Raw genomic sequence first — 24921 nt, 5'->3', positions numbered from 1 at the left:
AGGTGAGACCGCCCGCGCTCAGGTGGCTGTGGCCAAGGATTGGCGGATGGCCTCGGTCAGGGAGCCCAGGTCCTGCGGGCCGTCGTGGCGGTGGCTGTTGATGAAGAAGGTCGGGGTGCCGGCCACTCCGCTGCGGTCGGCCGAGTCGATGTCCTGGGCAATCCGGGTGGCGAAGTCGTGGGAGGTCAGGTCGGTTCGGAAGCGCTTCAGGTCCAACTGCAGATCTTCTGCGTACTGCAGGATGTGTTCCAGTTCGAGGTTGTTCTGATTGGCCAGGAGCAGGTCGTGCATGGGCCAGAACTTCCCCTGGCGTCCAGCTGACTCGGCCGCCTCCGCTGCCAGCTGCGCATGCGGGTGGACGTCGTGTAGCGGCAGGTGTCGCCAGACGTAGCGGATGTGGCTGTTCGTCGCGAGCAGCTCGCGGGCGGTGGGCGCGGCCATCTGGGTCCACGGGCATTCGAAGTCGCCGTACTCGACCACTGTGACGACTGCGTCCGCCGGACCGCGCACATGGTCGCGGGCGGCGTCTACAGGAGTCGCTAGGTCGACCAGCTGGCTGCCGGTTCCCAGCAGCGCCCGGGTGTGGCCAGCCATGAGTCGGTAGAAGACCAGAGTGATCACGGCGGCGGCGACGGCGGCCGCGAGTACGCCGATCTTCGCCTCCTCCAGCGCCGTTCCAGTCAGAGCAAGGTCGGCGATCAGCAGTGACACTGTGAACGGCACCCCGGCGATCAGACCGCTCCCCACGACACCGGCCCAGCCGACAGACGGCCGCACCGAGCCGTGCGTCGTCTTCGTGAGCGCCCAGGAGGTCCCAGCGACAGCAAGCGGCTTGCCGACCACGAACGCAACAAACAGACCGACAGCTACAGGTGCGGTCAGTGCGTCCCGCAGCAGAGTCGGCCGCAGCGAGATGCCCGCGTTCGCGAGTGCGAACAGCGGCACGATCACATAGCTCGTCGCGCTGTGGTACGTGTGCTGCAGGCGAGCGTTGGCCGACAACGTCCCCGTCAGTCCGGTGGTCGCCTCCCGAACCAGCTCTGGCGTCGGCTGCTCACGGAACAGCCGGACCAGTGTGGTCGCCTGCTCGAGTGCATCCCTCCGAGGCAGGTACGCCGACGTGGCCAGTCCGACCGCGAGACCAGTGACCACCGGGTCGATCCCGCTGGCCAGCAGCGCGCACCACAGCACGACGGCGAGCGCGGTGAAGAGCACCCGTCGCTGCCGGTACGGCACCCGCCTGGTCGCCAGCAGACCGCCGTACGCCGCGATCGCGACCAGCAGTCCGACGACGTGCACCTCGCTCGTGTACGCGACCGCGATCACCACGAGTGCGACCACGTCGTCGACGACGAACACGGTCAGCAGGAAGGTCCTGATCCGGTCCGGCACCTGCTTGCCGGCCACTGCGAGCACACCCAGAGCCAGCGCGGTGTCCGTCGACATCGCAGCGCCCCAGCCGTGCAGTCCGTCGCCGGAGTGGTTGAAGGCCAGGTAGATCAGCACCGGTACGACCATCCCCGCCAGGCCGGCGGCGAGCGGGAGGACCAGTCGGCGGCGTTCACGGAGCTCACCGAGGTCGAACTCGCGGCGAGCCTCGAGTCCGACGACCAGGAAGAACAGCGTCATCAGGCCGCTGTTCACCCAGGTCCGAAGGTCGAGGTTCGCGGACCACGGCCCGATCCGGATCGGCAGCTCGGTCGTCCAGAAACCCTCGTACCCGGTGCCGCTGACGTTGGCCCAGATCAGCGCGACGGCGATCGAGGCGACCAGGACCGCCGCGCTGGCCGCCTCGGTGCGCAGGAACGCGCGCAGCGGACTGGTCGCGGCGCTCGTCTGCGACATGCCGCTGGGATCGAGCTCGGTCATCTGTTGCTGATCTCCTGCAGCGTCCAGGTGTTGCCGTCCGGGTCGCTGAGCTCGGCCATGCTGGCGTACGGGCGACGCTCCGGGTCGAGGCCGGGTACGAGTTCGCCGGCCCAGGTGTCGATCGGCTCCTTGTGCCGGATGTCGCCGATCTTGATGCCGTTGGCAAGCAGTTCCCGGTGCGCGGCCTCGAGATCGTCGACGACGAGGTAATTGGTCCGCGCCGAGCCCGGCGCCGCGTCGGTCAGCCCCTCACCGAACTGGATCGAGCAGGCCGAGCCGGGTGGTGTCACCTGGACGACGCGGAAGCCGTCGCGCGGGTGGTAGTCGACGTCGACGCTGAAGCCGAGCGATCGATAGAAGGCCAGCGACGCGTCCACGTCGCTGACCGGCAGAGTGACAACTTCGATTCTGTAATCCATCACATGTCCAGTACGAGATCAGTCGTCGGGCGGGCGCAGCAAAGCAGCGTCTGACCGTCCGGCGGGGGTTCGAGTGGGGTGGGAGAGTAGGTGACTTCTCCCGAGAGCAGTGGGGTGACGCAGGTCTGGCAGACCCCGGTCCGGCAGCTCCAGCGCGTCGGTACATCGCATGCCTCCGCCAGATCGAGGAGACTGCCGGTCCGCATCGCAGTAGCGATGCCACTGCGAGCGAAAGTGACCTGCGGTCCGTCGCCGGGGGGTCCGTCCGGCTGATGCGGCGTACGGGCGGTCTGGCCGACCAGGCCAGGGTTGATCGCGGCCAGCGCACCGAACAGTTCGGTGTGGACCTGAGTGACCCCGACCGCGCCCAGTGCGGCCTGCATGTCGGTCATGAAGGCCGCCGGCCCGCAGATGTACGCCGTTGCGTCGGCTGGTAGTCCCAGTTCGGCCAGCTTCTTCTCGGTGAGCCGACCGTCGACAGAGCTGTAGTAGATGCGCTCATGCCCGTTGGGGATCCTGGCCAGCAGTTCGTGCGCTTCGGACGCGAGCGGGTGCTCGGATGGTCCACGGGCGGTGTGGATCCACCACACCTCGCGAGAGCTGCCTGCGAGCGCGTGCAGCATCGCCAGGACAGGAGTCAGCCCGATCCCGGCCGAGAGCAGCACGACCGGCGTGGTGCCGTCCTGCAGCAGGAAGTCACCACGGGGTGCAGCGACGTCGAGGACCGCTCCGGCAGCCAGCCGAGTCATGTACGCGCTACCAACGCCGTGCGGCTCGCGCTTGATGCTGACGCGGTAGTCGGGCGTTGAAGACAACGAGTAGCTGCGCACCGCATCCGGCAGTTTGAAGGTCAGGTACTGTCCGGGGCGAGCCGGGGGCAGGTCGCTGCCGTCCAGGGTGGCGAGGCGTACCGAGAACACGTTGGTGCTCTCCGGAACCACCTCGGTCACCCGCAGCCGGCGAAAGCCGTCCCACGCCGGCTTCGGCTTGTCATCCGCAGCCAGCAGGTCCTGGAACGACCCCAGCCACCCGGGACTCAACGCAGGGATCTGTACGGCGACCTGCAGCTTGGCCCGGTCCCGGTGCGGCAGATAGAGCAACGCATCCGTGTCGGCCACGCTGAGCGCTCCCGGCCCGGTCGAGACCTTCACGATCGGGTCACCGGCCTGCACCGGTCCTTCGGTGATCACGCGGCAGTAGAACCCCGGCCGGTGATGGCTGACGAGCAGCGCCGGCAGCTCCGGCTCGCCCATCCGCAGACCGACCCGGTAGCACGTCACGCGTGGCTGTGTGACCTCGAGCTCGGCGCCGCCGATCCGGTACCGGTCGCCGATGCACACCTCGTCATCAGGCAGCCCGTCGATCGTCAGGTTCTCGCCGAACTGGCCGTACACGAGGTCGTCCCGGCCGAAGTGCTTCTCCCAGTGACGGTACGAGTCGATCTGGTAGACCATCACGGCCCGCTGCTCGCCGCCATGACCGGCCTTGTCGCCTTGCCCGTCGCCGTCGAGGTTCAGCCTGCGGACCATCACCGGTCCGTCGACGGGCTCCTTCCAGACCCCGGTGAAGACGGTCTTCCCGTTCCACTCGACGTTCTTCGGCATCCCGACGTTGACCGACAAAACACTGGCTGCACTCATCCGGACAGTTCCTCCACGGTCAGGTCGCGGTCGACACCATGCGAGATCACACCCTGACCAGGCTCCTGCCGCATCCGCTTCCCGTCCAGTTCCACCTCGACCTTGTCCGGTTCGAACGAGACCATCCCGGAGATCCGGCGGACCTCGGTCCAGGCGTCCTCGTAGGACCAGGCGGCCCGTTGCGCCGTACCGATGTCGTAGTAGCTGCACAGGCCCTTGTACGGGCAGAAGGTCTGGCCGTCGACCGGTGTGAGCACGCCGTCGACGACGTCCTCGCGCGGGACGTACCACCGCGGCGCGAAGCCTGATTCGAACAGCACCAGCGGGCGTGACGAGTCGGCAACGACCTGTTCGCCGGCACGGACGATCAGGTGCCGGCTGGTCTGCCGGATGTCGATCCGGTGGTACGCGTCGGCCGCGTGACCGACGATCCGCTCGTCCTCCTCGTAGAAGGCGTCCATCGCCCGCCACGAGAAGGCGACCCGTCCCTTCAGCTCGCTCGCGTAGTCCGGCAGCTCCACATGCTGCCAGGCCGAACGCGGCTTGCTCGCGTCACCAGCCGTCACCGTGTACCAAGCGGTCGCGCCGAGATCCTTGTGCTGCGTGGTCCGGTCCTCCGGCTTCAGTACGTCGGCCACCACGTCCGCCACCGGGAAGTACGCCACCGGGTACCGAGCAGGCTCGTGCAGCAGTACGACGTCCTCGCTGTCGGCGATCCAGTTGTCGCCGAACCGGACGCGCATCCGCCGGCGCGCCGGCTCGGCGTACAGCATCCGCTCCGGCAGCTCGACCGGTACCAAGAACCGTCCGATCGCACCGGTCCCCAAGGGACCTTGTTGCCAGGCCAGTCCCATCACACATCTCCGTTCAGATCAGCAGAACGCTTACGGACCACGAACGGCTCGCAGCGCTGCTCGTGGCACCGCTAGAGGGTGCGGCAGGCGTGAATCGGTTCGCATCCGCCACTGGCTAGCCACTCCGCGACGCCGGCAAGCGGGGATACCTTGAGGCTGTGCCACCTCTCCCTCGCCCTGCTGAACTGACCGGCCGCGACACGGAATGCGATGCGCTCGATCAGCTCGTCGCTGCGGTGTGCTCGGGGGAGAGCCGAGCGCTGGTGCTGTCCGGCGAGGCCGGGGTCGGCAAGTCGGCGCTGATGGACTACCTGGCGGCTCGGGCCCACCGCGGTCAGGTCGTCCGGGTCTCTGGCGTGCAGTCGGAGATGGAGCTGGCCTTCGCGGGTCTCCACCAGGTGTGCGCGCCGGCGTTCGACCTGCTCGACCGGCTGCCGGCACCGCAGGCCGACGCGTTGCGGACTGTGTTCGGTATCAGCGCTGGTCCGCCGCCGGACATGTTCCTGATCGGCCTGGGTGTTCTGAGCCTGCTGGCCGAGGCTGCGGTCGACCAGCCGCTGCTGTGCCTGGTCGACGATCAGCAGTGGCTGGACCGGTGCTCTGCCCAGATCCTGTCGTTCGTGGCACGTCGCCTTGGCGCTGAGTCCCTTGGCCTCGTCTTCGCGACCCGTCAGGTCGGGCAGGTCCTGAGCGGACTACCGGAGTACCAGATCGGTGGCCTGCGTGATGCGGATGCGCGTTCGCTGCTGGACGCCGTACTGACTGGGCCGATCGATGCGCAGGTGCGGGACCAACTGGTCGCCGAGGCGCATGGGAATCCGCTGGCGCTGCTCGAGTTGCCGCGTGGGTTGACCCCGGCGCAGTTGGCGGGCGGTTTCGGACTGCCGATCGCGACCGGCATCGAGGAGAGCTTCATCCGGCGGGTGACCGCGATGCCGGCCGAGACCCGGCGGCTGCTCCTGCTCGCCGCGGCTGAGCCGTCCGGCGACGACGCCTTGGTACGACGGGCCGCCGTACGGCTCGGGATCGATCCACAGGCCGCGGCGCCGGCGGCCGATGCGGGGCTGGCGGAGTTCGCGAACCGGATCCGGTTCCGGCATCCGCTGGTGCGATCGGCGGCGTACTGCTCCGCGTCGGCGGCCGACCAGCGCGAGGTACATCGGGCGCTGGCCGCGGAGACCGACGCCGAGGCCGATCCGGATCGGCGCGCCTGGCACCGGGCGCAGGGTGCGGCCGGGCCGGACGAGGAGATTGCGGACGAGCTGGAGCGGTCGGCCGGCCGAGCGCAGGGCCGGAGTGGGTTTGCCGCGACTGCCGCGTTCCTGCAGCGGTCCGCTGCCCTGACCATCGACCCGGTCAAGCGAGCCGGTCGGGCGTTGGCAGCTGCACAGGCCGAGCTGCAGACCGGTGCGTTCGACTCGGCCGCCGAACTGCTCGCCATGGCCGAGGGAGAGCAGCTCAGCGAGCTCCAGCGGGCTCGGGCGGACCTCGTGCACGCACAGCTCGCGTTCCTGACCAACAGAGGCAACGACGCGCCGCAGCTGATGCTGAAAGCGGCCAGGCGGCTCGAGAAGGTCGATGTGGTGCTGGCGCGTACGACGTACCTGGATGCGTTGTCGGCGGCGATCTTTGCCGGTCACTTGGCCACTCCGGACGGCGATGTGCTCGCTGTCGCGCAGGAAGCCGCTGCTGCGCCGCAGCCTGAGGTCACACGTTGTGTGGACCTGCTACTGGAGGGCTCTGCGCTCTACTACCGCGACGGGTACGCAGCGGGCGCTCCGACCCTGCACAAGGCGCTGGCCAGCTTCGGTCCTGGTCTCTCGGTCGAGGAGGAGCTGCAGCTGCTGTGGATGGCCACCACGACCGCACTGCGGTTGTGGGATGCGGACTGGTGGAGGCAGTTGTCCCACAGGCACATGCAGCTCGTGCGACAGACCGGAGTGCTCAGTGATGTCGCGTTGGCACTGACGTCGTTGGCGTACGTGTCCGTGTTCGCCGGTGACCTGGAGACGGCGGCCACGCTGACCGACGAGGTTGAGGCGGCGAACGAGGTGACCGGTGGCAAGCTCGCGCCGTACGGTCGGCTCGCGCTGGCTGCGTTCCGTGGGGATCGGTCCGAGACGCTGGCGCTGGTTGAGGCGGCTCAGCGGGAGGGAAGCCGACGTGGTGAAGGTATCGGGGTCGCATTCGGGGACTGGGCGGCCGCGGTGCTCGCCAACGGGCTGGGCAGGTACCAGGACGCGTTTGACGCGGCTCAACGTGCCAGTCAGGACCGCTCGATGATGCTCGCGCCCAGTGAGCTGGTGGAGGCGGCGGTCCGCACGGGTGCGATCGACACTGCGCACCGGGCTGCGCAGACGCTCGAGGAGATGGCCAACGCGACCGGGACGGACTGGGCGCTCGGAGTGTCCGCGCGGTGCCGGGCGATGGTCACAGCGGGCGAGACGGCCGAGGGGCTGTATCGCGAGGCGATCGCGCACCTGGAGAAGACCGCTCTGAAGGTTGAACTCGCTCGTGCCCAGCTGCTGTACGGCGAATGGCTGCGGCGGGAGCGACGGCGTACGGATGCCCGTGAGTACCTCCGCACCGCACACTCCGGGTTCGAGGCAATGGGACTGGCCGGGTTCGCGGACCGCGCACGGCGGGAACTCCAGGCGGCCGGCGGGACTGCCCGCAAGCGCGTCGTACCCACCCGCACCGAGCTGACCGCGCAAGAGGCGCAGATAGCCCGAATGGCTCGCGACGGCCTCTCCAACCCCGAAATCGCCACGCGGTTGTTCATCAGCGCTCGCACCGTCCAGTACCACCTGCGCAAGGTCTTCTCAAAGCTGGAGATAGCCAGCCGCAGCCAGCTGGACCAGGTGCTGCCACGGTAGCCACCTGCACAGTTCTGAGGGCTTCGGCCGCTACGCTGCTCGGACGGTGTCGGTGTGAGGCTTGAGCGAAGGTGGCTGCAGGTTGACGAGTTTGACTGTGGTCGCGCATGCCCTGACGCCTGCGCTGCGTGGGCTTGTGCTCGGCGGGGACATGGATCCGGATGCGGCGGGTCTCGAGGCAGCACGGGAGCTGAAGCTGTCGGCCGACGTGGTGTACGCCGGGCCCGAGCGGGCCGCTGTACGGACCGCCTCCGCGCTGGGGTTCGACCCGGTGGTCGAGCCCGCTGTGCGCGACCGTGAGTACGGCGAATGGGCCGGGCGCGAGCTGGAGGAGTTGCTCGCCGCCGAGCCGACCCAGGTGGCTGCATGGCTCGACCGGCCGCACACCGCGACACCCGGCGGCGAGACGGAGAACGACCTGATCGCGCGGGTCGCCGACTGGCTGGGTGATGTTGCCGAGCGCCACGAAGACGGCGGCTCGGTGATCGCGGTCGTGCATCCCGCGGTGGTCCGGGCGATCGTGCTGTACGTCGTCGACGCTCCCGCCGAGTCGCTGCGGCATGTCGACGTACGCCCGCTGGCGAGCGTCAACCTGTCCCTGCACGTCGGCTCCTGGTCGCTCGCGCTCCACTGAGTGATCCACAGGTCGGCGCCTGACGGGATGCGTGGGACCTCATCGCCTGGCAGACTGCGGTCAGTCCGGTCTCACGCCCAGGTGACCGGCTGTCACGGGGAGTCACGCCATGGACGAGCTGGCTGAGCGGTATCGCGCCAATCTCGAGTTGCTGGAAGCTGCCCGGGTCCGTCTGCAGGCAGCGGTCGACGCCGGTACCGCGGACGACGCCGAGCGACGACGGCTCGACACGGTCAAGGAACTCCTCACGCCGGTCACGGAATCGGCATCTGATGCCGAGGGCAACGTCGTGTCCGTGCAACGGCCACGGCAGTTCCTCAAGGTCGATGTGGACGGGCAGGGGCGTGCCGTCGAAGTCCTCGGGGATGTGCAGCACGCGAAGAACGTCGCGGTGCTGGTGCCCGGGATGGGGAACAGCCTGGACACCTTCCGTGGCCAGTCGGACCGCGGCGACCTGATCCGGCAGGAGTCTGGTCCGGCGGACACCGCTGTCGTGGTGTGGCTCGACTATGACTCGCCTCGGGGCGTGGTGCAGGCTGCGAGCAAGGACGCGGCGCTCGAGGGCGGGCCGCGGCTGGCGGAGTTCCTTCACGAGCTCGACGGGCTGAAGGCCGACGGAGCCGAGGTCACGGCGGTCGCGCACTCGTACGGGACCGACGTGCTCGGGCAGGCGCTGCTCGACGGCGGACGGGCGAAGCGCGTCGTGATGACCGGATCGCCGGGCATCACGAAGTACGTCAATGAAGCGGCCGACTTCGTGCAGCCACCGACCCGGCTGTACGTCGAACGCGCGCCAGGGGACTACGTCGCGTACTCCGAATGGCACGGGCCTGATCCGGCGACCTTCCCCGACGCGATCCGGATGGCGACGAACGACCCGATCGCCAACGACGAGGCGGTCTCGGTGCACTGGCACAACGAGTACTACCGCCCGAACAGCGAAGCGCTCCGCAACATCGGGCGCGTGGTCAGCGGCAAACTGAACTCGATCACGACGACGAACACCAGCCGGTCCGCGGAGACCAAGCTGGTCCTCGGAGCCTCGTGGGGCGGGCCGCTCAACGCAGTCGCCGGCGCAGCCTCGAAGGTGTACGACGGTGTTGTGTCCCTCACCAAGCCGTCGAAGGAATCCACCCGAGCCGCCGTCGACTCGGGCGGGGCCGGTTCGGGTAGCGGTGTCCGGGCGACCGGGGTGACGCGCGGCCGGCGGCCAGAAGGACCGAGACGATGACTGCACGGTCAGCGGGTGGGAGGAGCGCTGGGATGACGGGCGAGCGGGAGTTCTTGCGGAGTGAGCTGGTGGCGGTGGCGGCCGCCGTCGTACCGGATCAGGAGCCGGTGGTCACGCACGATCCTGGCGCTGTGAATCCGGGTGTGTTGTTCGACGGGCGCGGGGCCGCGACCGTGTGCCGGGTGTCGGTCGAGACGGGCAACCCGAAGGACCCGGACCCGGCGGCTGCGGTCTCGGCTGCGGCGGACGTGTTGCGCGCCCGGGGATGGAACGCCGAGGTGGCGGCGCCGGAGGACGGGCACTTCCGGGTCGCCGCATCGCGCGACGGGTACGAGGTCGCCGTACACGCGTGGGCGTCGGACTGGCGGATAACGTTCACCGGAGAGACACCGCTCGTCTCCTGACAACGAAAACGCGGCGTGCTGTCGCGTGGGTTGGCCGCACGGTGTATCACGGATACCGTGACGTTGACCGAAGCGCGAAACTACCTCCGCTCGGAGCTCCTGGCGGTGGCGGCGATCGTCGTACCGGACCAGACACCGACGGTCACGCAGGACGTCGGCCCTGCCGACCAAGGCGCCCTCTCCGACGACCGCGGCCGCGAGTCTGTCTGCACGATCACCGTCGAAACCGGTGATCCGACAACCCCCGACCCGGTCGCCCAGATCGGCTTCACCGCTGAGACCCTCGAAGCCCGCGGCTGGAAGGTGACGGTCTCCGACGTCACCGACGACCACCACCAACTAACGGCCCGCCGAGAGGGCTACGACTTGACAGTCGACGCCCACACCACCGACTGGCGATTGACCCTCACCGGCCACACCCCGTACACCGACGACCTGTAGACGGTCAGCTGGTTGCGGCTCGTTCGGCGGCGCTTCGGAGGACGCAGAACTCGTTGGCTTCGGGGTCGTGCATCACTACCCAGCCGGTGCCGTCGGGGTTGCGGAAGTCGGTGGCGATGGTGGCGCCGAGGGCGAGCAGGCGGTCGACCTCCTCGTCGCGCGGGATGTCGGGCTCGAGGTCGAGGTGGACACGGTTCTTGACGGCCTTCTCGTCGTCGTTCTGCTCGAACAGCAGCGTCATGGAATCCGTCACCACCGCCGCGTACGGGTCGCCGGGCTGGTCGTCGTCGGGCCGTGGGGCGTTGAGGACCTGGAGCCAGAAGCCGGCCAGCTCGTACGGGTTGTGGGTATCGAAGGTCACCGATCGCACGCGAGATGTCATGCGCAGAGGCTACTTCTGGAAGAGCAGCCGGTCGTGCGGAATTTCCGTCGCCAGGTACGGCGCGAAGCCGGCCGCGACGGCGAGCTCGGTCAACTCCGCCGCTGTCCAGCGGTGGACGTGGATGTTCATCGGGTGGCCGCCGTACCCGGAGGTCTTATGGGTCGACGTCGAACCGGCGTGAAACCCCAGCAGCAGGACTCCGCCGTGAGCCAGCACGCGGTAGAACTCGGCGAACGCCTGGGGGACGACGTCGCGCGGCAGGTGGATGATCGACCACCAGGACACGACGCCCGAGGCCGCCCCGTCGCCGATGTCCAGCGCGGTCATCGAGCCGACCCGGAAGTTGAGATCGGGGTGGTCGCGCCGGGCGACCTCGATCATCCCGGGCGACAGGTCGATACCGGTCACGTGCAGTCCGCGCTCGGCGAGCAGGCCGGTCGTCCGTCCCGGCCCGCAACCGACGTCGAGGACCGTCCGCCCGCTCCCGGCGACGAGCTTCGCGAGCAGGTCGAACGCCTCGTCCTCCCAGTCCGCGCCGTCCACCACGAGCTCGGCGTACGAGACGGCGACGGTGTCGTAGGAGGTGCGGATGTCGTCCAGGAAGTCAGTCACCCGGCCGACCCTAGAGCCGGCCGGGGACAGTTTCAGGCCTTGCCGAGGGACTGCTTCTGCCGGCCCAGACCCTCGATCTCCATCTCCATCGTGTCGCCGGGAGACAGGTACGGGAACCGGCCCGAGAGCGCCACGCCCTCCGGCGTACCGGTGTTCACGATGTCGCCGGGGCTCAGCACCATGTACTGCGAGAGGTCCCGGATCAGCGCCGCCACCGAGAAGATCATGTCGCGCGTGTTCGAGTCCTGCCGCGACTCACCGTTCACCCACGACTTCAGCGCGAGATTCGTCGGGTCGACCTCGTCGGCCGGGACCAGCGACGGCCCGAGCGGGTTGAAGGTCTCGCAGCACTTGCCCTTCGACCACTGCCCGCCGGAGACCTCGATCTGGAAGGTCCGCTCGGACACGTCGTTCGAGACGGTGTACCCGGCGACGCAGGCCAGCGCCTCCTCGTCGGTCTCGACGTACCGGGCCTGCCTGCCGATCACGACGGCGAGCTCGACCTCCCAGTCGGTCTTGGTCGAGCCGCGCGGGACCAGGACGTCGTCGTCCGGGCCGACGACCGTGTTCGGGTGCTTGAAGAAGACGATCGGCTGCTTCGGCGGCTCGGCGCCGCCCTCGGCCGCGTGCGCGGCGTAGTTCATACCGATGCAGACCACCGCGCCCGGGCGGGCGATCGGGGCGCCGATCCGGAGCCCGTCGACCGAGGCGACCGGCAGCTCTCCGGCGTCCAGGGCGGCGCGGGTGCGCGCGATCCCGTCGGAGCCGAGGAACGCGGCGTCGATGTCGGCGGTGATCGGGGTCAGGTCGTGGACGGTGCCGTCGGCGGCGCGCACGTACGGGCGCTCCTCGCCGATCGGACCGAGGCGGAGCAGTTCCACAGAATCTCCCTGGAGTCAGTCCTGGTCAAAGATGGGCCGCAGGCGGGCACGCGAGGCTTCGATGTGCGACCGCATCGCCGCGGCCGCCTCCTCGGGGTTGCCCTTGCGGACCGCGGTCACCACTACCTTGTGCTCTCGCAACGCCTTCGTCGCGATGCCGCCACCGTAGTACAGCCGGAACAGATGCAGGTGGCAGTGTGTCCGCTGGAAGGACAGCCGGGCCGTCTCGTTGCCGGCCAGCTCCAGGACCAGGTCGTGGAACCGCTGGTCGTGTGCCGCCATCGCACGGTAGCTCTCGTACGACGGACGGTCCGGTACGTCGGTGTAGCTGAGCATCTCGGCCTTCAGCCGGGCCAGGTCCTCGGACCCGGACCGTTCGGCCGCCCGCGAGGCCGCCCACGGCTCGATGTGCAGGCGGTACTCGAACAGGTCCTCGAACTCCTCCCGGGTCAGCCGCGACGACACGCGGTACCCGCGCAGCGGCTCCTTGATCACCAGGCCGTCGGACTCCAGCCGGGCCAGCGACTCCCGGATCGGGGTCTGGGAGATCCCCAGCTCGCGGGTCAGCGCGTCGATGTTCAGCCGGGTCCCCGGCTCCACCACGCTGTCCATGATCAGGCCCTTGACCGTCTCGTAGACGTCGTCGCTCAGCACCTGTCGCTGGGGCAGGCGGGCGAGCTGCCCCGCGAGCCCAACATGCGCATCCGTCACTGTCACTCCTCCCGGAACGCTCATTCTGCCCCACACTTGACGGCTCCAGTGTGAAGCGGGAGCATCAGGTACGCAATATCCTATAGGATCTGGAGCCGCCGCCCGTGAGCACGATCACCAAGGCCGAGGCGTACCTGGTCGACCTCGAGGTCGAAACGGTCCGCACGGACGCCGTCCAAGCGTTCCTGAAGCAGGAGACGATCTTCGTCTCCTTGTCGACAACCGACGGGCTCACGGGTCTCGGGTACTCGTACACGATCGGCACCGGGGGCACCGCGGTGCTGGCGTTGTTGCGGGACCACCTGCTACCTCGGCTGGTCGGCAAGGACGCTCGGAACGTCGAGGAGCTCTGGTCGGACCTGTTCTGGTCTACCCACGCCACCACGGTCGGTGCGATCACGTCGCTCGCACTGGCGGCCGTAGACACCGCACTGTGGGATTTGCGGTGTGTGCGGGCCAGCGAGCCGCTATGGCGACTGGCAGGTGGCTATCGACAGCAGGTGCCGCTGTACGACACCGAGGGCGGTTGGTTGCACCTGACAACCGATGAGCTTGTCGCGGGCGCACTGGCCTCGCAGAAGGCCGGCTGGCCCGGTGTGAAGCTCAAGGTCGGCAAGCCGCGCGTACACGAGGACGTAGAGCGGCTGAGCGCCGTGCGGGACGCTGTGGGGCCGTCGATGGACATCATGGTCGACGCGAACCAGTCCATGACCTATCCGGAGGCTCGGAGGCGCGCTGCGGCGTTCGAGGCGGTAGGCCTGTCCTGGTTCGAGGAGCCGTTGCCGGCCGACGACGTGACCGGGCATGTGCGTCTGGCCGAGTCGACGTCGATCCCGATCGCGGTGGGGGAGTCGCTGTACTCCGTGTCGCAGTTCCGCGAGTACGTCGCTGCCGGCGGCGCCGGGATCGTCCAGGCGGACGTGGCACGCATCGGCGGGATCACGCCGTGGCTGAAGGTCGCGCATCTGGCCGAGACGTTTAACCTGGAGGTCTGTCCGCACTTCCTGATGGAGCTGCATGTGAGTCTGACCGCTGCGGTGCCGAACGGCCGCTACGTCGAGCACATCCCGCAACTGCGGGCGATCACTCGCTCAGAGATGGCTGTGGTCGACGGGCATGCCGTGGCACCCGACGTACCCGGTCTGGGGATCGACTGGGACCAGGACGCCATTGACGATCGGCGGGTCGGATGAGCCGGGTCGACGCGCATCACCACGTGTGGGATCTGAGCGTTCGCGAGCAGACGTGGATGGTGGGACCGGAGCTGGATCCGATCCGGCGGAACTTCTCGATCGAGGACCTCGCTCCGCTCGCCGGGGCGGCCGACATCACGTCGACCGTGCTCGTGCAGACGGTCGGGCTGGTCGAGGAGACCGTCGAGTTCCTGGAGATTGCCGCCGGCAACGACCTGGTGGCCGGTGTCGTCGGCTGGGTCGACCTGACGGCCGAGGACATCGGCGAGGCGCTGGACGGTCTGCTGTCCCGTCCTGACGGCTCCTACTTGAAGGCGATCCGCCACCAGGTCCACGACGAGCCCGACGACAACTGGCTGCTGCGCGCCGACGTACAACGCGGCCTGACCGCCATCGCCGACGCCGGCCTCGCCTACGACCTCCTCACCAAGACGCCGCACCTCCGCGCCGCGATCCAAACGGCCCGCAACCTCCCCGAGCTCAGCTTCGTCGTCGACCACATCTCCAAGCCCGTCATCGGCGAGGCGCTCGAGCCGTGGGCGGGGCAGCTCCGCGAGCTGGCAGCCCTCCCCAACGTCACTTGCAAGCTCTCGGGCATGGTCACCGAAGCCCCGTGGACCACCTGGAAGCCCGCGGACCTCCAGCCGTACGCCGACGTCGTACTCGAGGCCTTCGGACCGGACCGGGTGATGTTCGGCTCCGACTGGCCCGTCTGCCTCCTGGCCGCCACTTACGACCAGGTCGTCGAGACGGCGGAAGCCCTGACCTCCGGCCTCGGTCCCGCCGAGCGCGACGCCATCTTCAGCACGACCGCCACCCGCACGTACAGGCTGTAGATGGAGCTTGGAGTCGTCGAGGCGATCTGCCGGCGGGCGTTCGGCGCAGACGCGACGCCGGTGCGGGTCGTTGAGCTGGGCTTCGGGTCGTACAACAGCGTCTACCGGGTCGAGCTGACCGGGCGGGACGAGCCGGTCGTACTACGGGTGGCGCCCGCGGAGTCGGGCCAGTTCGGGTCGGAGCGGCACCTGATGCGGAACGAGTACGCCGCCGCGCCGTGGCTCGGCGTGATAACCGGGTTGATGCCTCGAGTGCTGGCGGTGGACTGGTCGCATGAGCTGATCGACCGCGATTGGATGATCCAGTCGTGCCTGCCCGGAGTGCCGGCGCCGGAGGGGCTGGGCAGGTATCCACGGTCTGGGCGTACGACGTTCTTCCGCCAGCTCGGAGTTATCGCCCGCTCGGTGCACGACGTACGCGGGCCGTACTTCGGTCGGCCAGGCGGGCCGGCGTACGCGTCCTGGAGCTCAGTGCTGATCGCGTCGTTCACCCAGATCGCGGAGGACCTGGAGCTGCTTGGGCTCGACGCGGCAGACGTACAGACAGCCGCTGACCTGGCAACTCAGGGTCGGGCGACGCTGGATGACGTGCAGGAGCCGCGGCTGCTGGCTGGCGACCTGTGGACCGTCAACTGTCTCCTCGACCCTGCCGAGCCGGAGCCGTTGATCTCCGGGGTGCTGGACTTCGACCGGGCCGAGTTCGGCGACGCGGCGGCGGACTGGACGATCCGGATGGCGCAGGCGAAACCCGACGAGCGCGAAGCATTCTGGGAGTCGTACGGCGAACTGGACCGCTCACCGGAAGCGCTGTGGCGGGCGAAGATCTACGAGGCACGTCATCTCGCGGCGATCCGCCTGGAGCGCCATCGCCTCGGCAAGACCGAAGCAGTTCAGGAGAGCTACGAAGCGATGGCGAAGGTCCTCAGCTAGCGGCGTCGGGAGGGACGAACTCGACGCGGACGCCGATCAGGCGGATCGGACGCCGGATCTCGAACTTCTGCAGTAGCTCGAGGGCCGTGCCGGCGATGACCTCGGGATCCTGCGTCGGTGCCTTGAGCTTGCGGCTCTTGATCGGTGTGTAGAAGCTGATGAAGCGGAGCTTCACCCAGACGCGCTGGATGGTTCGGCCGTCGGCGACGACCTCGCGGGTGACCTCCTCGGCGATCCGGCGGACCTCGCGTTCGATGTCGGGGAGTTCGACCAGGTCAGTCGCGAAGGTCTCCTCGTGGCTGCGGGAGACCGGTTCGCGCGGTACGTCGGACACCTGGGTGTCCCCGAGTCCTCGGCCGAGCGCGGCGTACCAGGCGCCCATGTTCGGGCCGAAGCGTTTCTTCAGTACGTCGACGTCAGCAGCGGCGAGCTCGGCGACGGTGGTGATGCCGAGCTCGTTCAGGTTCTTCTCCATCCGGCTGCCGATTCCCCAGAGGTCCCGGATCGGGCGATGGTCCATCACCTCGCGCCAGTTCGCGGCCGTGAGCCGATAGACGCCGTCGGCGGGCGCGGCACCACCGGCGGGCGTCGCGCCCTGGAAAGGCTCAGCGTGCGAGCGCTCGTGCTTCGCGAAACCAGTGGCGAGTTTGGCCCGGGTCTTGTTGTCCCCGATGCCGACCGAGCAGGTCAGGCCGGTCCGCTCGGCCACGGCCGCGCGGAGCTGACCGGCCAGCGCCTCCGGGTCGTCGGTCTCGGCGCCGACGAAGCACTCGTCCCAGCCCCAGACCTCCACCACGACCGGGAACGAGCGCAGCGTGTCCATCACCTCGGCCGACGCCGCGTCGTACGCCTTGGGGTCCGACGGCAGGAACACCGCCTGCGGACATTTCTTGTACGCCGCCCGCACCGGCATCCCGGAATGTACGCCGAACTCGCGCGCCTCGTACGACGCGGTGGCGACCACCTGCCGTGGCTGGGTCGGATCGCCGGACCCTCCGACCACGACAGGCAGCCCCCGCAGCTCAGGCCGGCGCCGGATCTCCACGGCCGCGATGAACTGATCCATGTCCACGTGCAGGACCCACCAGCTCATACCCCACAGATAACCACATCAGCTCGACGCGCTGGAGTACGTCAGCAAGCCGCGCCGCCAGACCAATCGAACTAGTGTCATTGCCACTATCGCAAGCCCGACCCCGAGCACAACCGGCCACCAGCCCAGATCGCCGGCCAGTGCCCGCACCGGGAACGTCGTCGCGAACGCCACCGGAAACGCGAACGTGAGGAACGTCCGCACGGCAACCGGGAAGAACACCAACGGGTACCGCCCGGCCTCCACCATGCTCAGGTAGACGACCCCGATCGGGTTCACCGACTGCAGCCAGAACGCCAGGAACGACATCGCCGACCACACCGCCGTCAGCAGCACCGATCCACAGCCGACCAGCACGACCGCTTGCATCACCTGCCCGGCACCGGGGCGGAGATCGGACTGCACCAGCCCGATGACGAGCACAACGATGCCGCTGGCAACGTTCGTCAGTTCGGCGACGTTGATCCAGCGCAGGGTCAGGTAGAACTGACTCGACACCGGTCGGAGCAGTACGCCGTCCAGCTCGCCTTCGGTCAGGTACGTCGTCATCCGATTCAGGTTCGGCGCCACGAACGTCGCGATCAGCCCGGTGACGATCTGGTACACGCCGATCAGCGCGATCACCTCGGCCCGCGACCAGCCGTGCACTTCAGCGGTGAACCCGAACAGCAGCAGCGTCGGCACGATCCCCAACCCCAGCTGCACCAGCCCCACCAGCAGCGTGGTCAGAAAGTGTGCGCGGTAATGCGTTTCGCGAACGACCGCCTGGGCGAAGAACCGGCGCCACAGCCGGACATGCCGCCACTGCTTCTGCAGCCAGTTCCGGTCGAGCGAAGGGCGTTCCTCTGCATACGTGCTCATGCTCCCACCGCCGAATACGCCCGGATCCCGGCTGCCCACACGAGGCGGGTGAGCGCGCCGAGCACAACGACGTACCCGAGCTGGATCGCGAACCCGGACAGTAACTCGCGGCCCGTCAGCTGACCGGCGACGATCTCGACCGGGAACGACACTGTGTACCGGAACGGCTGGTGGTCGACGAAACCGCGCGACCACGAGGGCATCAGCGCCAGCGGTACGACGGCGCCGGACAGCACGCTCGCGATGATGACGCGGGCCTGCACCAGCGCGCCCACGTCGTCCATCCAGAACGCCAGCGCCGCGATCAGGATGTCGATCGTGAACACCAGCACCGCACCGAGCGCGATGCTGACCGCGAACAGCGCCCATCGGCCGACGCCGGCCGGGATGTTCATCGAGTCCCGGAAGATCCACCAGACGATGCCGATCATCGGCACCAGCGCGAACAGCTTCAGGAACTTCTCCGACAGGTTGTTCGCGACGAACTTGACCAGCAGCGACGCCGGCCGCACCATCCAGCTCGACAGCTTCCCGAGCCGGATGTCGTTGGCCAGGAACGCCGCCATCCACGACGACGTCGCCATCGTCACGAACCCGAGCAGCACGAAGTACGTCGTGATGTACCGCTCGTCGACCGGCAACTGCGCGCCGTTCGCGAGCGCGGTCCGCCAGATCAGCAGCGAGATGATCGGCATGCAGATGTTGGCGAGCATGAAGATGATCCACGCCCCGCGGTACACGGACTGCTGGGCGATCTCGGCCGCCGTCATCCGGCGGACGACGCGCAGGTTGCGGGTGAGCGTGCTCATGAGGCGTCCCCCAGCGTGCTGCGGCGGAGGAACAGGTCGCGCATAATGTCCTCGACATCCGCGTCCGCGACGTCGAGATCGACCAGCGGACCGAGCCGGGTGAGCTGCTCCATCACGACGCCGGCCCGCTCCCGATCGGCTTCGAGCTTCACTGTCTGGCCGTCGACGTCGACCCCGGTCACGCCGTCGAGCCCGTCGAGCCGCGAGCCGTCGACAGGCGTCGCGTACGTCGCCCGCACCAGCTTCCGCGGTTGCGCCGTACGGACCAGATCGTCCAGGCCGCCGTCGAACTGCAGCCGGCCGTGGTCGATGATCATCACCCGCGAGCAGAGCGCCTCGATGTCGTCCATGTCGTGGCTGGTGATCAGGATCGTCGTACCGCGCAGCCGGTTGACGTCGGCGAGGAACGACCGGACGCGGGCCTTCGCGACCACGTCCAGGCCGATCGTCGGCTCGTCGAGGAACAGGATCTCCGGCCCGTGGACGAGCGCGGCCATCAGTTCGAGCTTCATCCGCTCACCGAGCGACGTCTTGCGGACCTGGACGTTGAGCAGGTGTTCGACCTCGAGCAACTCGGCGAGTTCGGCGACGTTGCGGTCGAACTCCGCGGTGGACAATCCGTACATGTCCTTGTGCAGCAGGAGACTCTCCATGGCCGGGACGTCCCACCAGAGCATGGTCTTCTGCCCCATGACGAGCGCGATCCGGCGCAGGTAGTCGTGCTTGCGGTCCGACGGCGTGTGGCCGAGGACCTCCAACTCGCCGGCGGTCGTGTACAGCAGGCCGGACAGCATCTTCAGGGTCGTCGTCTTCCCCGCGCCGTTCGGGCCGAGCAGGCCGACGACCTCGCCGCGGCCGATGTCGAAGGTGATCCGGTCGACGGCGAGCCGGGTCTCGTACGTGCGTTTCACCAGGCTCTTCAGAGCCCCGCCGAGTCCGGCGCGCTGCTGGTGGAACGTGTAGGTCTTGGTCAGATCATGGGCCGCGATGACCGGCGGCAAGGCAGGAACAGGCGTCACGAAGGAACACCGCTTTCGAAGGGAGTCGATTGACAGGACCGGGCAGCGCCACCGCGCAAACGCGCAGAGCGCAGGACGAGCACTTCGCCAGGAGAGTTCGGCCGGGGGACTGCGAGGTCCGTCCCGGCTGCGCGATCCGGTCCGATCGCGGAGTTCGCTAACCCATATCCAGGCGACGTGTCGACATCGCTCCCTGTGGTCCTTTCGATGCGGCTACCGCCGACCACGGTAAGCCGGGACGGAAAGCGCCGTCCAACCGATTTAGAGCTCCTTGCGCATCTGCTGTGAGACGACCGCGTAGCCGAGCGAGTCGTACAGGCCGATCGCGGTGGCGTTGTCGCCGAAGACGTTCAGGTCCAGGTACTGGTGGCCGAGGCGGCGGCACTCCTCCTCGCCGGCCAGCATGATCGCGCGGCCGTACCCCTTGCCGCGCTGGGTGCTGTCGACCTCGATGCTGTAGATGAACGCGATCCGCGGCCCAATCCTGATCCAGAGGCTGCCGACAGTCTCGTCATCCGCCAGCGCGAACCAGAGGAGGTGCTGCTCGGTGGCAGGCCCGTCCGGGAGCAGCTTGTTGGTCTCCTCGTACGCGGCCTTGAGCGCGTCGGCCTTGGTCAACCCGCGCGCCGGACCGATCGCGGCCGCGTACGACGTGGCGGTGCGGTCCTTCCATCCCGGGAACTCGGCGTCGGTGATCGGGCGGAGCTGCACCGGTGGGGTGGTCACGGCCTGACGATAGCCCGATATCGTGCGCCGGGTGACGGAATTGACCCTCGAGGTGGCTCAGAAGCTGTTGGCGGCGCAGCCGTTCAGTCTGCTGGTCGGCGCGCGGGTGACCGCGTTCGGGGACGGGGGCGCGACGCTCGAGCTGGACATCCGCGAGGAACTCCAGCAGCAGAACGGGTTCCTGCACGGCGGCGTTCTCGCGTACGCCGCCGACAACGCGATCACGTTCGCCGGCGGCTCGGCGCTCGGCCCGAACGTGCTGACCGGCGGGTTCACGATCAGTTACCTCCGCCCGGCCCAGGGCACGATCCTGCGGGCCGAGGCGAAGGTTGCCCACGCGGGCCGGCGTCAGGCGACGTGCACCTGCGAACTCACCACGCTCGACGACGCCGGTACGCCGACGCTGTGCGCGATCGCCCAGGGCACGGTCATCGCCCGCTAGTCGAAGAGCTCCTCGAGGAACGACTTCTTCTTCTTGCGCTGCGGGTACTGGTTCCCGTACCGCCGGTCGTCGTCGTACCGGCGGTCGTCGTACCGCTTCTTCTCCTCGTACCGCTTCTCCTCGTACCGCGGCTGCGGCGACGGGGAGTTGTACTGCAGTTCGGCGTCGACCAGCCGCTCGAGCTCACCCCGGTCGAGGAAGATCCCCCGGCACTCCCCGCACTGGTCGACGGTGACGCCGTTGCGCTCGTACGACCGCATCTCGCCACGACACTTCGGACACGTCAGGCTCTCCATCCAGCAACCCTAAGTGACGATTTCCGCCCGAAGCCCTACTCTCAGCGAACTCTCAGCAAGTCCTCATTTGAAGCTGGAGAGGAACGTCTTGAGGATCGGGCCGGCGGTGTGTGAGCCGGACTCGCCGCCTTCGACGATGACCGCGAACGCGACGTCGCCGCGGTACCCGGCCATCCACGCGTTGGTGATGACCTTGCCGCCGGAGACGAGCTCCGCCGTACCGGTCTTCGCCGCGACCGCGCCGTTGCCGGCCAGCACCTTCGCCGTACCGCCGGTGACCGTGGTCCGCATGAACGTCCGCAGCGCCGCAACAGTTGCCGCGGGCAACGGAGAGGCGGCCGCGCCGGCGGCGTCCTTGCCCGGCACGAGCACCGGCTTCATCGCCGTACCGTGGTCGACCGTCGCGGCGACCAGCGAGATCGCCAGCGGGCTCGCGGTGACCGTGCCCTGGCCGATCATCGAGGCGGCCTCGGCCACGTCGTCCTTCGGCAGCGGCACCTGGCCGCCGTACGCGTTCAGCGACAGGTTCAGGTCTCGGCCGATGCCGAACATCGCGGCGGCCTTGGTCATCCCGTCCTTCGGCAGCCGCGCGTGCTGCGAGATGAACGCGGTGTTGCAGGACTCGTTGAACGCCTTCTGCATCGTGCCCGCGCCGTAGGCCGCCAGGCCGTCGTAGTTCTTGAAGGTCTTGCCGAAGACGTTGATCGTGTTCGTGCACGGCAGTGCGGTCGCGCCCGTCTCACCGCTGCCGATCAGCGCCGCCGAGGTGACGATCTTGAACGTCGAACCCGGCGCGTACCGGCCCTGGAACGCCTTGTTGTAGCTCGCCGGCGTCGGCCCGTTCGCGGCGGCGAGGATCTGCCCGGTCGATGCCTGTACGGCGACCAGCGACGCCGGCAGCTTGCTGGTCGCCAGCGCGGCCTCGGCCGACTTCTGCATCGCCGTGTCGAGCGTGGTCTTCACCGGCTTACCGGCGGTGCCCTTCTGGCTGAAGACGGTCTTGATCGTCAGCTTGGTCTTCCCGTCCCGCAGGGTGACCGTGCCGCCCGGCGTACCGGCGAGCTGCTGCTGGAACGCGTACTGCAAACCAGTCGTGCCGACCTGGTCCTGCGCGGACGCGGTCGGGCCGGCGTTCTTCAGCGTGTCCGCGGTCGCGGTCTTCATCGTGCCGATCAGGTTCTTGGCGAACGTCGCGGTCGGCGGGAGCGACTGCGTGCCGCCCATCGTCAGTACGCCGGGCAGCTTGCTCATCGTCGGCCGGAGCGTCTCCCACTGCTCGGCGCGGATCGTGATCGCGTCCACGAACTGCCCGGCCGGGGCCGCCTTCGCCCGGGCCGCGAGCTTCGTCCCGTCGACCTGGAGGTACTTCGTGAACGCGGCGTACGTCGCCGCCGTCGCGACCGCCCCGGATGCGACGCCGACGATCACGACCGGCCGGTTCGCGGTCAGCGCGACACCGTTGCGGTCGAGGATCGAGGCCCGTGCCGGCAGGGCCCGGACCCGCTTGAGGTAGTTGTTGTCGCCCAGACCCGGGTAGATGGTGTCGCCGGATGCCTTGATCTTCCACGCGTCGCCGGTCTTCACCGCGGTCGCCGTACTGGTCCACTTCATCGCGCCGATACCGCGCAACTGGGCCTCGACTGCGAGCTCCTGCGTGCAGTTGCTGGCGTCACTGCACTTCGGATCCCCCTGCGGCGTCACCGTCACGGTGCTGGCAACCAGCGCGGTGTCGGTGTCGTCCAGCCGCTTCGCGAACACGGTCGGGTTGTCGGTGAGCGCGCCCGCCGCGTCCGGCTTCCCGTCCGGCGCCCACGCCTTCACCCATGCATCGGCAAACTGCTTGATCACCGCACCGGAGGCCTGCTGCTCGTCGCTCCCGGACTTCCCACCACCAGACTTGCTGTCCGAACAACCAGCGGTGATCAGCAGACTACTCAGGCAAACGATCGCAGTGGTTCGCTTCACGTTCTCAACTCTCGCACGACGACGGATGGACACCGGGGCACAGTCTTCGGCGTGTGGCGGGCTTGCCACGAGGGCGAAACTACTCAATGCACGCAAGTACGACGCGGCTGGGCGCTCAGGAGTTGGCGTCAGAGGGGGTGTGAATCAGGGGCAAGAGGTTGTGTGAATCGGCGGGGGCTGGTTCTGGAACCGCGTTCCAGGAGCGGCCGGTGCGGCGTATTCTGCTCGTTTGTGACCCGCCTAGCGCTGCACAGCCGCCTGATTCCCGGTACCGAAGAGGCCTACGAGATCGAGCATGCTCGCGTCTGGCCGGAGCTGATCACTGCGATGCACGCCGCCGGCATCAGCGACTGGTCGATCTGGCGCAGCGGGCGCGACCTGTTCCACCTGGTCGACGCCGACGATTTCGAGGCCTCGGTCGCGTACCTGCGCAACGACCCGACCGACCAACGCTGGCAGCAACACATGAGCCAGTTCGTCGAGGGCTTCGCCGAGAACCCGGAAGGCGTCGCCGGCCAGTCCCTGCGCCACGTCTGGACGATGAGCGAGCAGGCCGACTAGCCCGTCATCTCCCACACCAGCAGTTCGGCGCCGTCCGGACCGGCGGTGACACGCTCGCCGTCAGAGGGAGCCAGGCGTACGGCGTCCGCGGTGGCCAGCTCGCCCGCGTCCTCAAGCACTGCCGTGCCCGCCGCGACGAACAGATGCAGGTACGGCGCCGCCGGTAGCTCGAGGCTCTGCGCCGGGGCGAGGCGGGCCACCGACATACCGGCGCCGGGCTGGTTCAGGTGGATCGCGGTGCTCGCAGCGTGCTTGGACAGCCCGGAGGCGACCGGAATCAGCTCACCCGTGCTGAGGTCCAGCTCTGTCTGCTCGTACGACGGGGGCAGGTCGAGCTGCCCCGGCCGGACCCACATCTGCACGTAGTGCACCGGGTCGTCGCCATCGTTCCACTCCGAGTGCCGGATCCCCGAGCCCGCACTCATCCGCTGCGCCAGCCCTGGGTACACCACTCCGGTGTTCCCCCGCGAATCACGGTGCGCCAGCGCACCCCGCAGTACCCAGGTCACGATCTCCAGGTCCTGATGCGGATGCGTCTCGAACCCGGTGCCCGGGGCAACCGTCTCGTCGTTGTGCGCGAGCAGGAAGCCGAACCCGACGTTCGCCGGGTCGTAGTGCTCCCCGAACGAGAACGAATGCCGGGAGTCCAACCAGTCGCTCGCAGTACGGAACCGCTCGCCCGCCCGACGGATCTCCATGAGGTCTAGTAATACCCCGTCTGCCCGTCGAGCGACTCCCGCATGGTGTCCAGCTGCCCGAGATGCCGGGCGGTCTCCTCGACCATGTGGATCAGGATCCACCGCAACGACGGCTGGAACTCCGCGTCCTTGCTGACGTCATCCAGCGCGTGGGCAGCGGTGATCTCGTTCGACTGCGCCCATTGGGCCTCGAACTCGTCCAGCAGACGCGCCAGCGGTACGCCGTCCACTCTCCAGTCGGCGCTCTGCGGCTCCTTCTGGAACTGCGGGTTGGTCGTCTCCGGCTCTCCCAGGAAGATCACGTTGAACCAGCAGTGCTCCGTCCAGCGCAGATGCGACACCAGCCCGGCCGGCGTCATCAGCGGCGACGTCGGGAACACCGCCCGGTGCTCGTCGGCTTCGGCGAGCCCCTCCAGCTTCCGCCGTACCAGGACCCGCTGCAGGTCCAGCCAGCCGACGAGCTGCACCCGTTCGTCGGCCGTCAACGGCGGCCGCCTGTCGTAGAAGTTCATGCCGGGACCGTAGTCAACGAACCGGG

27 protein-coding genes are annotated in these 24921 nt (G+C 68.4%); 10 read left to right on the top strand and 17 right to left on the bottom strand.

Features of this window, described 5'->3' with window-relative positions; genetic code table 11:
• Positions 1-18 precede the first annotated feature (18 nt).
• From ABT313_RS40955 to ABT313_RS40940, 4 genes are read right to left on the bottom strand one after another with little or no spacing between them, the layout of a single operon-like run.
• On the bottom strand, positions 19-1869 hold the full coding sequence (locus ABT313_RS40955; RefSeq protein ID WP_350865832.1) for a Na+/H+ antiporter NhaA: 1851 nt from the start codon (positions 1867-1869) through the stop codon (positions 19-21).
• Complete coding sequence (locus ABT313_RS40950) at positions 1866-2288, bottom strand: VOC family protein (RefSeq protein WP_350865830.1); 423 nt, start codon at positions 2286-2288, stop codon at positions 1866-1868. Before ABT313_RS40950 ends, ABT313_RS40955 begins: the two co-directional genes overlap by 4 nt.
• Positions 2288-3928: an MOSC domain-containing protein gene (locus ABT313_RS40945; protein ID WP_350865828.1), complete on the bottom strand. Its 1641-nt coding sequence runs from the start codon at positions 3926-3928 to the stop codon at positions 2288-2290. The genes ABT313_RS40950 and ABT313_RS40945 overlap by 1 nt, the downstream gene beginning before the upstream one ends.
• Positions 3925-4782, bottom strand: coding sequence for a DUF427 domain-containing protein (locus tag ABT313_RS40940; protein WP_350865827.1), 858 nt, complete (start codon positions 4780-4782; stop codon positions 3925-3927). The genes ABT313_RS40945 and ABT313_RS40940 overlap by 4 nt, the downstream gene beginning before the upstream one ends.
• Positions 4783-4940: 158 nt before the next feature.
• Here ABT313_RS40940 and ABT313_RS40935 point away from each other — a divergent pair, with 158 nt between their 5' ends.
• From ABT313_RS40935 to ABT313_RS40915, 5 genes are all read left to right on the top strand, one after another.
• Positions 4941-7658: a helix-turn-helix transcriptional regulator gene (locus tag ABT313_RS40935; RefSeq protein WP_350865825.1), complete on the top strand. Its 2718-nt coding sequence runs from the start codon at positions 4941-4943 to the stop codon at positions 7656-7658.
• 82 nt (positions 7659-7740) lie between these two features.
• A complete protein-coding gene (locus tag ABT313_RS40930) occupies positions 7741-8292 on the top strand; it encodes a histidine phosphatase family protein (protein WP_350865823.1) in 552 nt (183 codons plus the stop codon).
• 109 nt (positions 8293-8401) lie between these two features.
• Positions 8402-9523, top strand: a complete 1122-nt coding sequence (locus tag ABT313_RS40925) for an alpha/beta hydrolase (protein WP_350865821.1) — start codon at positions 8402-8404, stop codon at positions 9521-9523.
• A gap of 32 nt (positions 9524-9555) precedes the next feature.
• A complete protein-coding gene (locus tag ABT313_RS40920) occupies positions 9556-9927 on the top strand; it encodes a hypothetical protein (protein WP_350865819.1) in 372 nt (123 codons plus the stop codon).
• 57 nt (positions 9928-9984) lie between these two features.
• A complete protein-coding gene (locus ABT313_RS40915) occupies positions 9985-10368 on the top strand; it encodes a hypothetical protein (protein ID WP_350865817.1) in 384 nt (127 codons plus the stop codon).
• Positions 10369-10372: 4 nt separating this feature from the next.
• On the opposite strand, the gene ABT313_RS40910 is transcribed toward ABT313_RS40915, so the two are convergent.
• From ABT313_RS40910 to ABT313_RS40895, 4 genes are read right to left on the bottom strand one after another with little or no spacing between them, the layout of a single operon-like run.
• A complete protein-coding gene (locus ABT313_RS40910; RefSeq protein WP_350865815.1) occupies positions 10373-10750 on the bottom strand; it encodes a VOC family protein in 378 nt (125 codons plus the stop codon).
• Between the two features lie 9 nt (positions 10751-10759).
• Entirely contained in the window at positions 10760-11362 is a 603-nt protein-coding gene (locus tag ABT313_RS40905) for a class I SAM-dependent DNA methyltransferase (protein ID WP_350865813.1), read from the bottom strand.
• Positions 11363-11394: 32 nt separating this feature from the next.
• Positions 11395-12243 (bottom strand): fumarylacetoacetate hydrolase family protein, encoded by an 849-nt coding sequence (locus ABT313_RS40900; protein WP_350865811.1) that lies wholly within the window; start codon positions 12241-12243, stop codon positions 11395-11397.
• Between the two features lie 15 nt (positions 12244-12258).
• Positions 12259-12954, bottom strand: a complete 696-nt coding sequence (locus ABT313_RS40895; protein WP_350865809.1) for a GntR family transcriptional regulator — start codon at positions 12952-12954, stop codon at positions 12259-12261.
• Between the two features lie 104 nt (positions 12955-13058).
• On the opposite strand from ABT313_RS40895, the gene ABT313_RS40890 reads away from it, so the two are divergent.
• From ABT313_RS40890 to ABT313_RS40880, 3 genes are read left to right on the top strand one after another with little or no spacing between them, the layout of a single operon-like run.
• Complete coding sequence (locus tag ABT313_RS40890; protein WP_350865807.1) at positions 13059-14147, top strand: mandelate racemase/muconate lactonizing enzyme family protein; 1089 nt, start codon at positions 13059-13061, stop codon at positions 14145-14147.
• Positions 14144-14983, top strand: a complete 840-nt coding sequence (locus ABT313_RS40885; RefSeq protein WP_350865805.1) for an amidohydrolase family protein — start codon at positions 14144-14146, stop codon at positions 14981-14983. Before ABT313_RS40890 ends, ABT313_RS40885 begins: the two co-directional genes overlap by 4 nt.
• The gene (locus ABT313_RS40880; protein WP_350865803.1) at positions 14984-15913 is read left to right on the top strand and encodes a phosphotransferase family protein; all 930 of its coding nucleotides are present in this window, start codon (positions 14984-14986) and stop codon (positions 15911-15913) included.
• On the opposite strand, the gene ABT313_RS40875 is transcribed toward ABT313_RS40880, so the two are convergent.
• The 5 genes from ABT313_RS40875 to ABT313_RS40855 form a co-directional block, all read right to left on the bottom strand.
• A complete protein-coding gene (locus ABT313_RS40875; protein ID WP_350865801.1) occupies positions 15906-17006 on the bottom strand; it encodes a DNA polymerase IV in 1101 nt (366 codons plus the stop codon). The two genes, ABT313_RS40880 and ABT313_RS40875, sit on opposite strands and share 8 nt — an antisense overlap.
• Positions 17007-17024: 18 nt before the next feature.
• Positions 17025-17867 carry an ABC transporter permease gene (locus tag ABT313_RS40870; RefSeq protein WP_350865799.1) on the bottom strand — a complete coding sequence of 281 codons (843 nt, stop codon included), beginning with the start codon at positions 17865-17867 and terminating at the stop codon, positions 17025-17027.
• The gene (locus ABT313_RS40865; RefSeq protein WP_350865797.1) at positions 17864-18676 is read right to left on the bottom strand and encodes an ABC transporter permease; all 813 of its coding nucleotides are present in this window, start codon (positions 18674-18676) and stop codon (positions 17864-17866) included. Before ABT313_RS40865 ends, ABT313_RS40870 begins: the two co-directional genes overlap by 4 nt.
• A complete protein-coding gene (locus ABT313_RS40860) occupies positions 18673-19695 on the bottom strand; it encodes an ABC transporter ATP-binding protein (protein WP_350865795.1) in 1023 nt (340 codons plus the stop codon). Before ABT313_RS40860 ends, ABT313_RS40865 begins: the two co-directional genes overlap by 4 nt.
• Before the next feature lie 261 nt (positions 19696-19956).
• Positions 19957-20421 carry a GNAT family N-acetyltransferase gene (locus ABT313_RS40855; RefSeq protein WP_350865794.1) on the bottom strand — a complete coding sequence of 155 codons (465 nt, stop codon included), beginning with the start codon at positions 20419-20421 and terminating at the stop codon, positions 19957-19959.
• A gap of 31 nt (positions 20422-20452) precedes the next feature.
• On the opposite strand from ABT313_RS40855, the gene ABT313_RS40850 reads away from it, so the two are divergent.
• The gene (locus ABT313_RS40850) at positions 20453-20863 is read left to right on the top strand and encodes a PaaI family thioesterase (RefSeq protein WP_350865793.1); all 411 of its coding nucleotides are present in this window, start codon (positions 20453-20455) and stop codon (positions 20861-20863) included.
• Here the strand turns inward: ABT313_RS40850 and ABT313_RS40845 are convergent.
• On the bottom strand, positions 20860-21159 hold the full coding sequence (locus ABT313_RS40845; protein WP_350865792.1) for a TFIIB-type zinc ribbon-containing protein: 300 nt from the start codon (positions 21157-21159) through the stop codon (positions 20860-20862). The genes ABT313_RS40850 and ABT313_RS40845 overlap by 4 nt on opposite strands.
• A gap of 63 nt (positions 21160-21222) precedes the next feature.
• Positions 21223-23124 carry a penicillin-binding transpeptidase domain-containing protein gene (locus ABT313_RS40840; RefSeq protein ID WP_350865791.1) on the bottom strand — a complete coding sequence of 634 codons (1902 nt, stop codon included), beginning with the start codon at positions 23122-23124 and terminating at the stop codon, positions 21223-21225.
• A gap of 231 nt (positions 23125-23355) precedes the next feature.
• Here ABT313_RS40840 and ABT313_RS40835 point away from each other — a divergent pair, with 231 nt between their 5' ends.
• A complete protein-coding gene (locus tag ABT313_RS40835) occupies positions 23356-23685 on the top strand; it encodes an L-rhamnose mutarotase (protein WP_350865790.1) in 330 nt (109 codons plus the stop codon).
• Here ABT313_RS40835 and ABT313_RS40830 read toward each other — a convergent pair.
• Positions 23682-24383: a pirin family protein gene (locus tag ABT313_RS40830; RefSeq protein WP_350865789.1), complete on the bottom strand. Its 702-nt coding sequence runs from the start codon at positions 24381-24383 to the stop codon at positions 23682-23684. The two genes, ABT313_RS40835 and ABT313_RS40830, sit on opposite strands and share 4 nt — an antisense overlap.
• Positions 24384-24388: 5 nt before the next feature.
• Complete coding sequence (locus ABT313_RS40825) at positions 24389-24895, bottom strand: DinB family protein (protein WP_350865788.1); 507 nt, start codon at positions 24893-24895, stop codon at positions 24389-24391.
• Positions 24896-24921 lie beyond the last annotated feature (26 nt).

This window comes from Kribbella sp. NPDC000426, from assembly GCF_040300265.1.
In the GTDB taxonomy this organism is placed as follows: Bacteria; Actinomycetota; Actinomycetes; order Propionibacteriales; family Kribbellaceae; genus Kribbella.
The sequence above is the reverse complement of the archived record's forward strand: the minus strand, read 5'-3'. Positions and strand labels throughout refer to the sequence as shown.

Excerpts from the sequence above, each read along its gene's own strand:
- ABT313_RS40830 (WP_350865789.1), bottom strand. The coding sequence starts at position 24,383 with ATGGAGATCCGTCGGGCGGGCGAGCGGTTCCGTACTGCGAGCGACTGG.
- ABT313_RS40950 (WP_350865830.1), bottom strand. The coding sequence starts at position 2,288 with ATGGATTACAGAATCGAAGTTGTCACTCTGCCGGTCAGCGACGTGGAC.
- ABT313_RS40825 (WP_350865788.1), bottom strand. The coding sequence starts at position 24,895 with ATGAACTTCTACGACAGGCGGCCGCCGTTGACGGCCGACGAACGGGTG.
- ABT313_RS40920 (WP_350865819.1), top strand. The coding sequence starts at position 9,556 with ATGACGGGCGAGCGGGAGTTCTTGCGGAGTGAGCTGGTGGCGGTGGCG.
- ABT313_RS40845 (WP_350865792.1), bottom strand. The coding sequence starts at position 21,159 with ATGGAGAGCCTGACGTGTCCGAAGTGTCGTGGCGAGATGCGGTCGTAC.
- ABT313_RS40870 (WP_350865799.1), bottom strand. The coding sequence starts at position 17,867 with ATGAGCACGTATGCAGAGGAACGCCCTTCGCTCGACCGGAACTGGCTG.
- ABT313_RS40910 (WP_350865815.1), bottom strand. The coding sequence starts at position 10,750 with ATGACATCTCGCGTGCGATCGGTGACCTTCGATACCCACAACCCGTAC.
- ABT313_RS40875 (WP_350865801.1), bottom strand. The coding sequence starts at position 17,006 with ATGAGCTGGTGGGTCCTGCACGTGGACATGGATCAGTTCATCGCGGCC.
- ABT313_RS40925 (WP_350865821.1), top strand. The coding sequence starts at position 8,402 with ATGGACGAGCTGGCTGAGCGGTATCGCGCCAATCTCGAGTTGCTGGAA.
- ABT313_RS40945 (WP_350865828.1), bottom strand. The coding sequence starts at position 3,928 with ATGAGTGCAGCCAGTGTTTTGTCGGTCAACGTCGGGATGCCGAAGAAC.
- ABT313_RS40880 (WP_350865803.1), top strand. The coding sequence starts at position 14,984 with ATGGAGCTTGGAGTCGTCGAGGCGATCTGCCGGCGGGCGTTCGGCGCA.
- ABT313_RS40940 (WP_350865827.1), bottom strand. The coding sequence starts at position 4,782 with ATGGGACTGGCCTGGCAACAAGGTCCCTTGGGGACCGGTGCGATCGGA.
- ABT313_RS40865 (WP_350865797.1), bottom strand. The coding sequence starts at position 18,676 with ATGAGCACGCTCACCCGCAACCTGCGCGTCGTCCGCCGGATGACGGCG.
- ABT313_RS40885 (WP_350865805.1), top strand. The coding sequence starts at position 14,144 with ATGAGCCGGGTCGACGCGCATCACCACGTGTGGGATCTGAGCGTTCGC.
- ABT313_RS40955 (WP_350865832.1), bottom strand. The coding sequence starts at position 1,869 with ATGACCGAGCTCGATCCCAGCGGCATGTCGCAGACGAGCGCCGCGACC.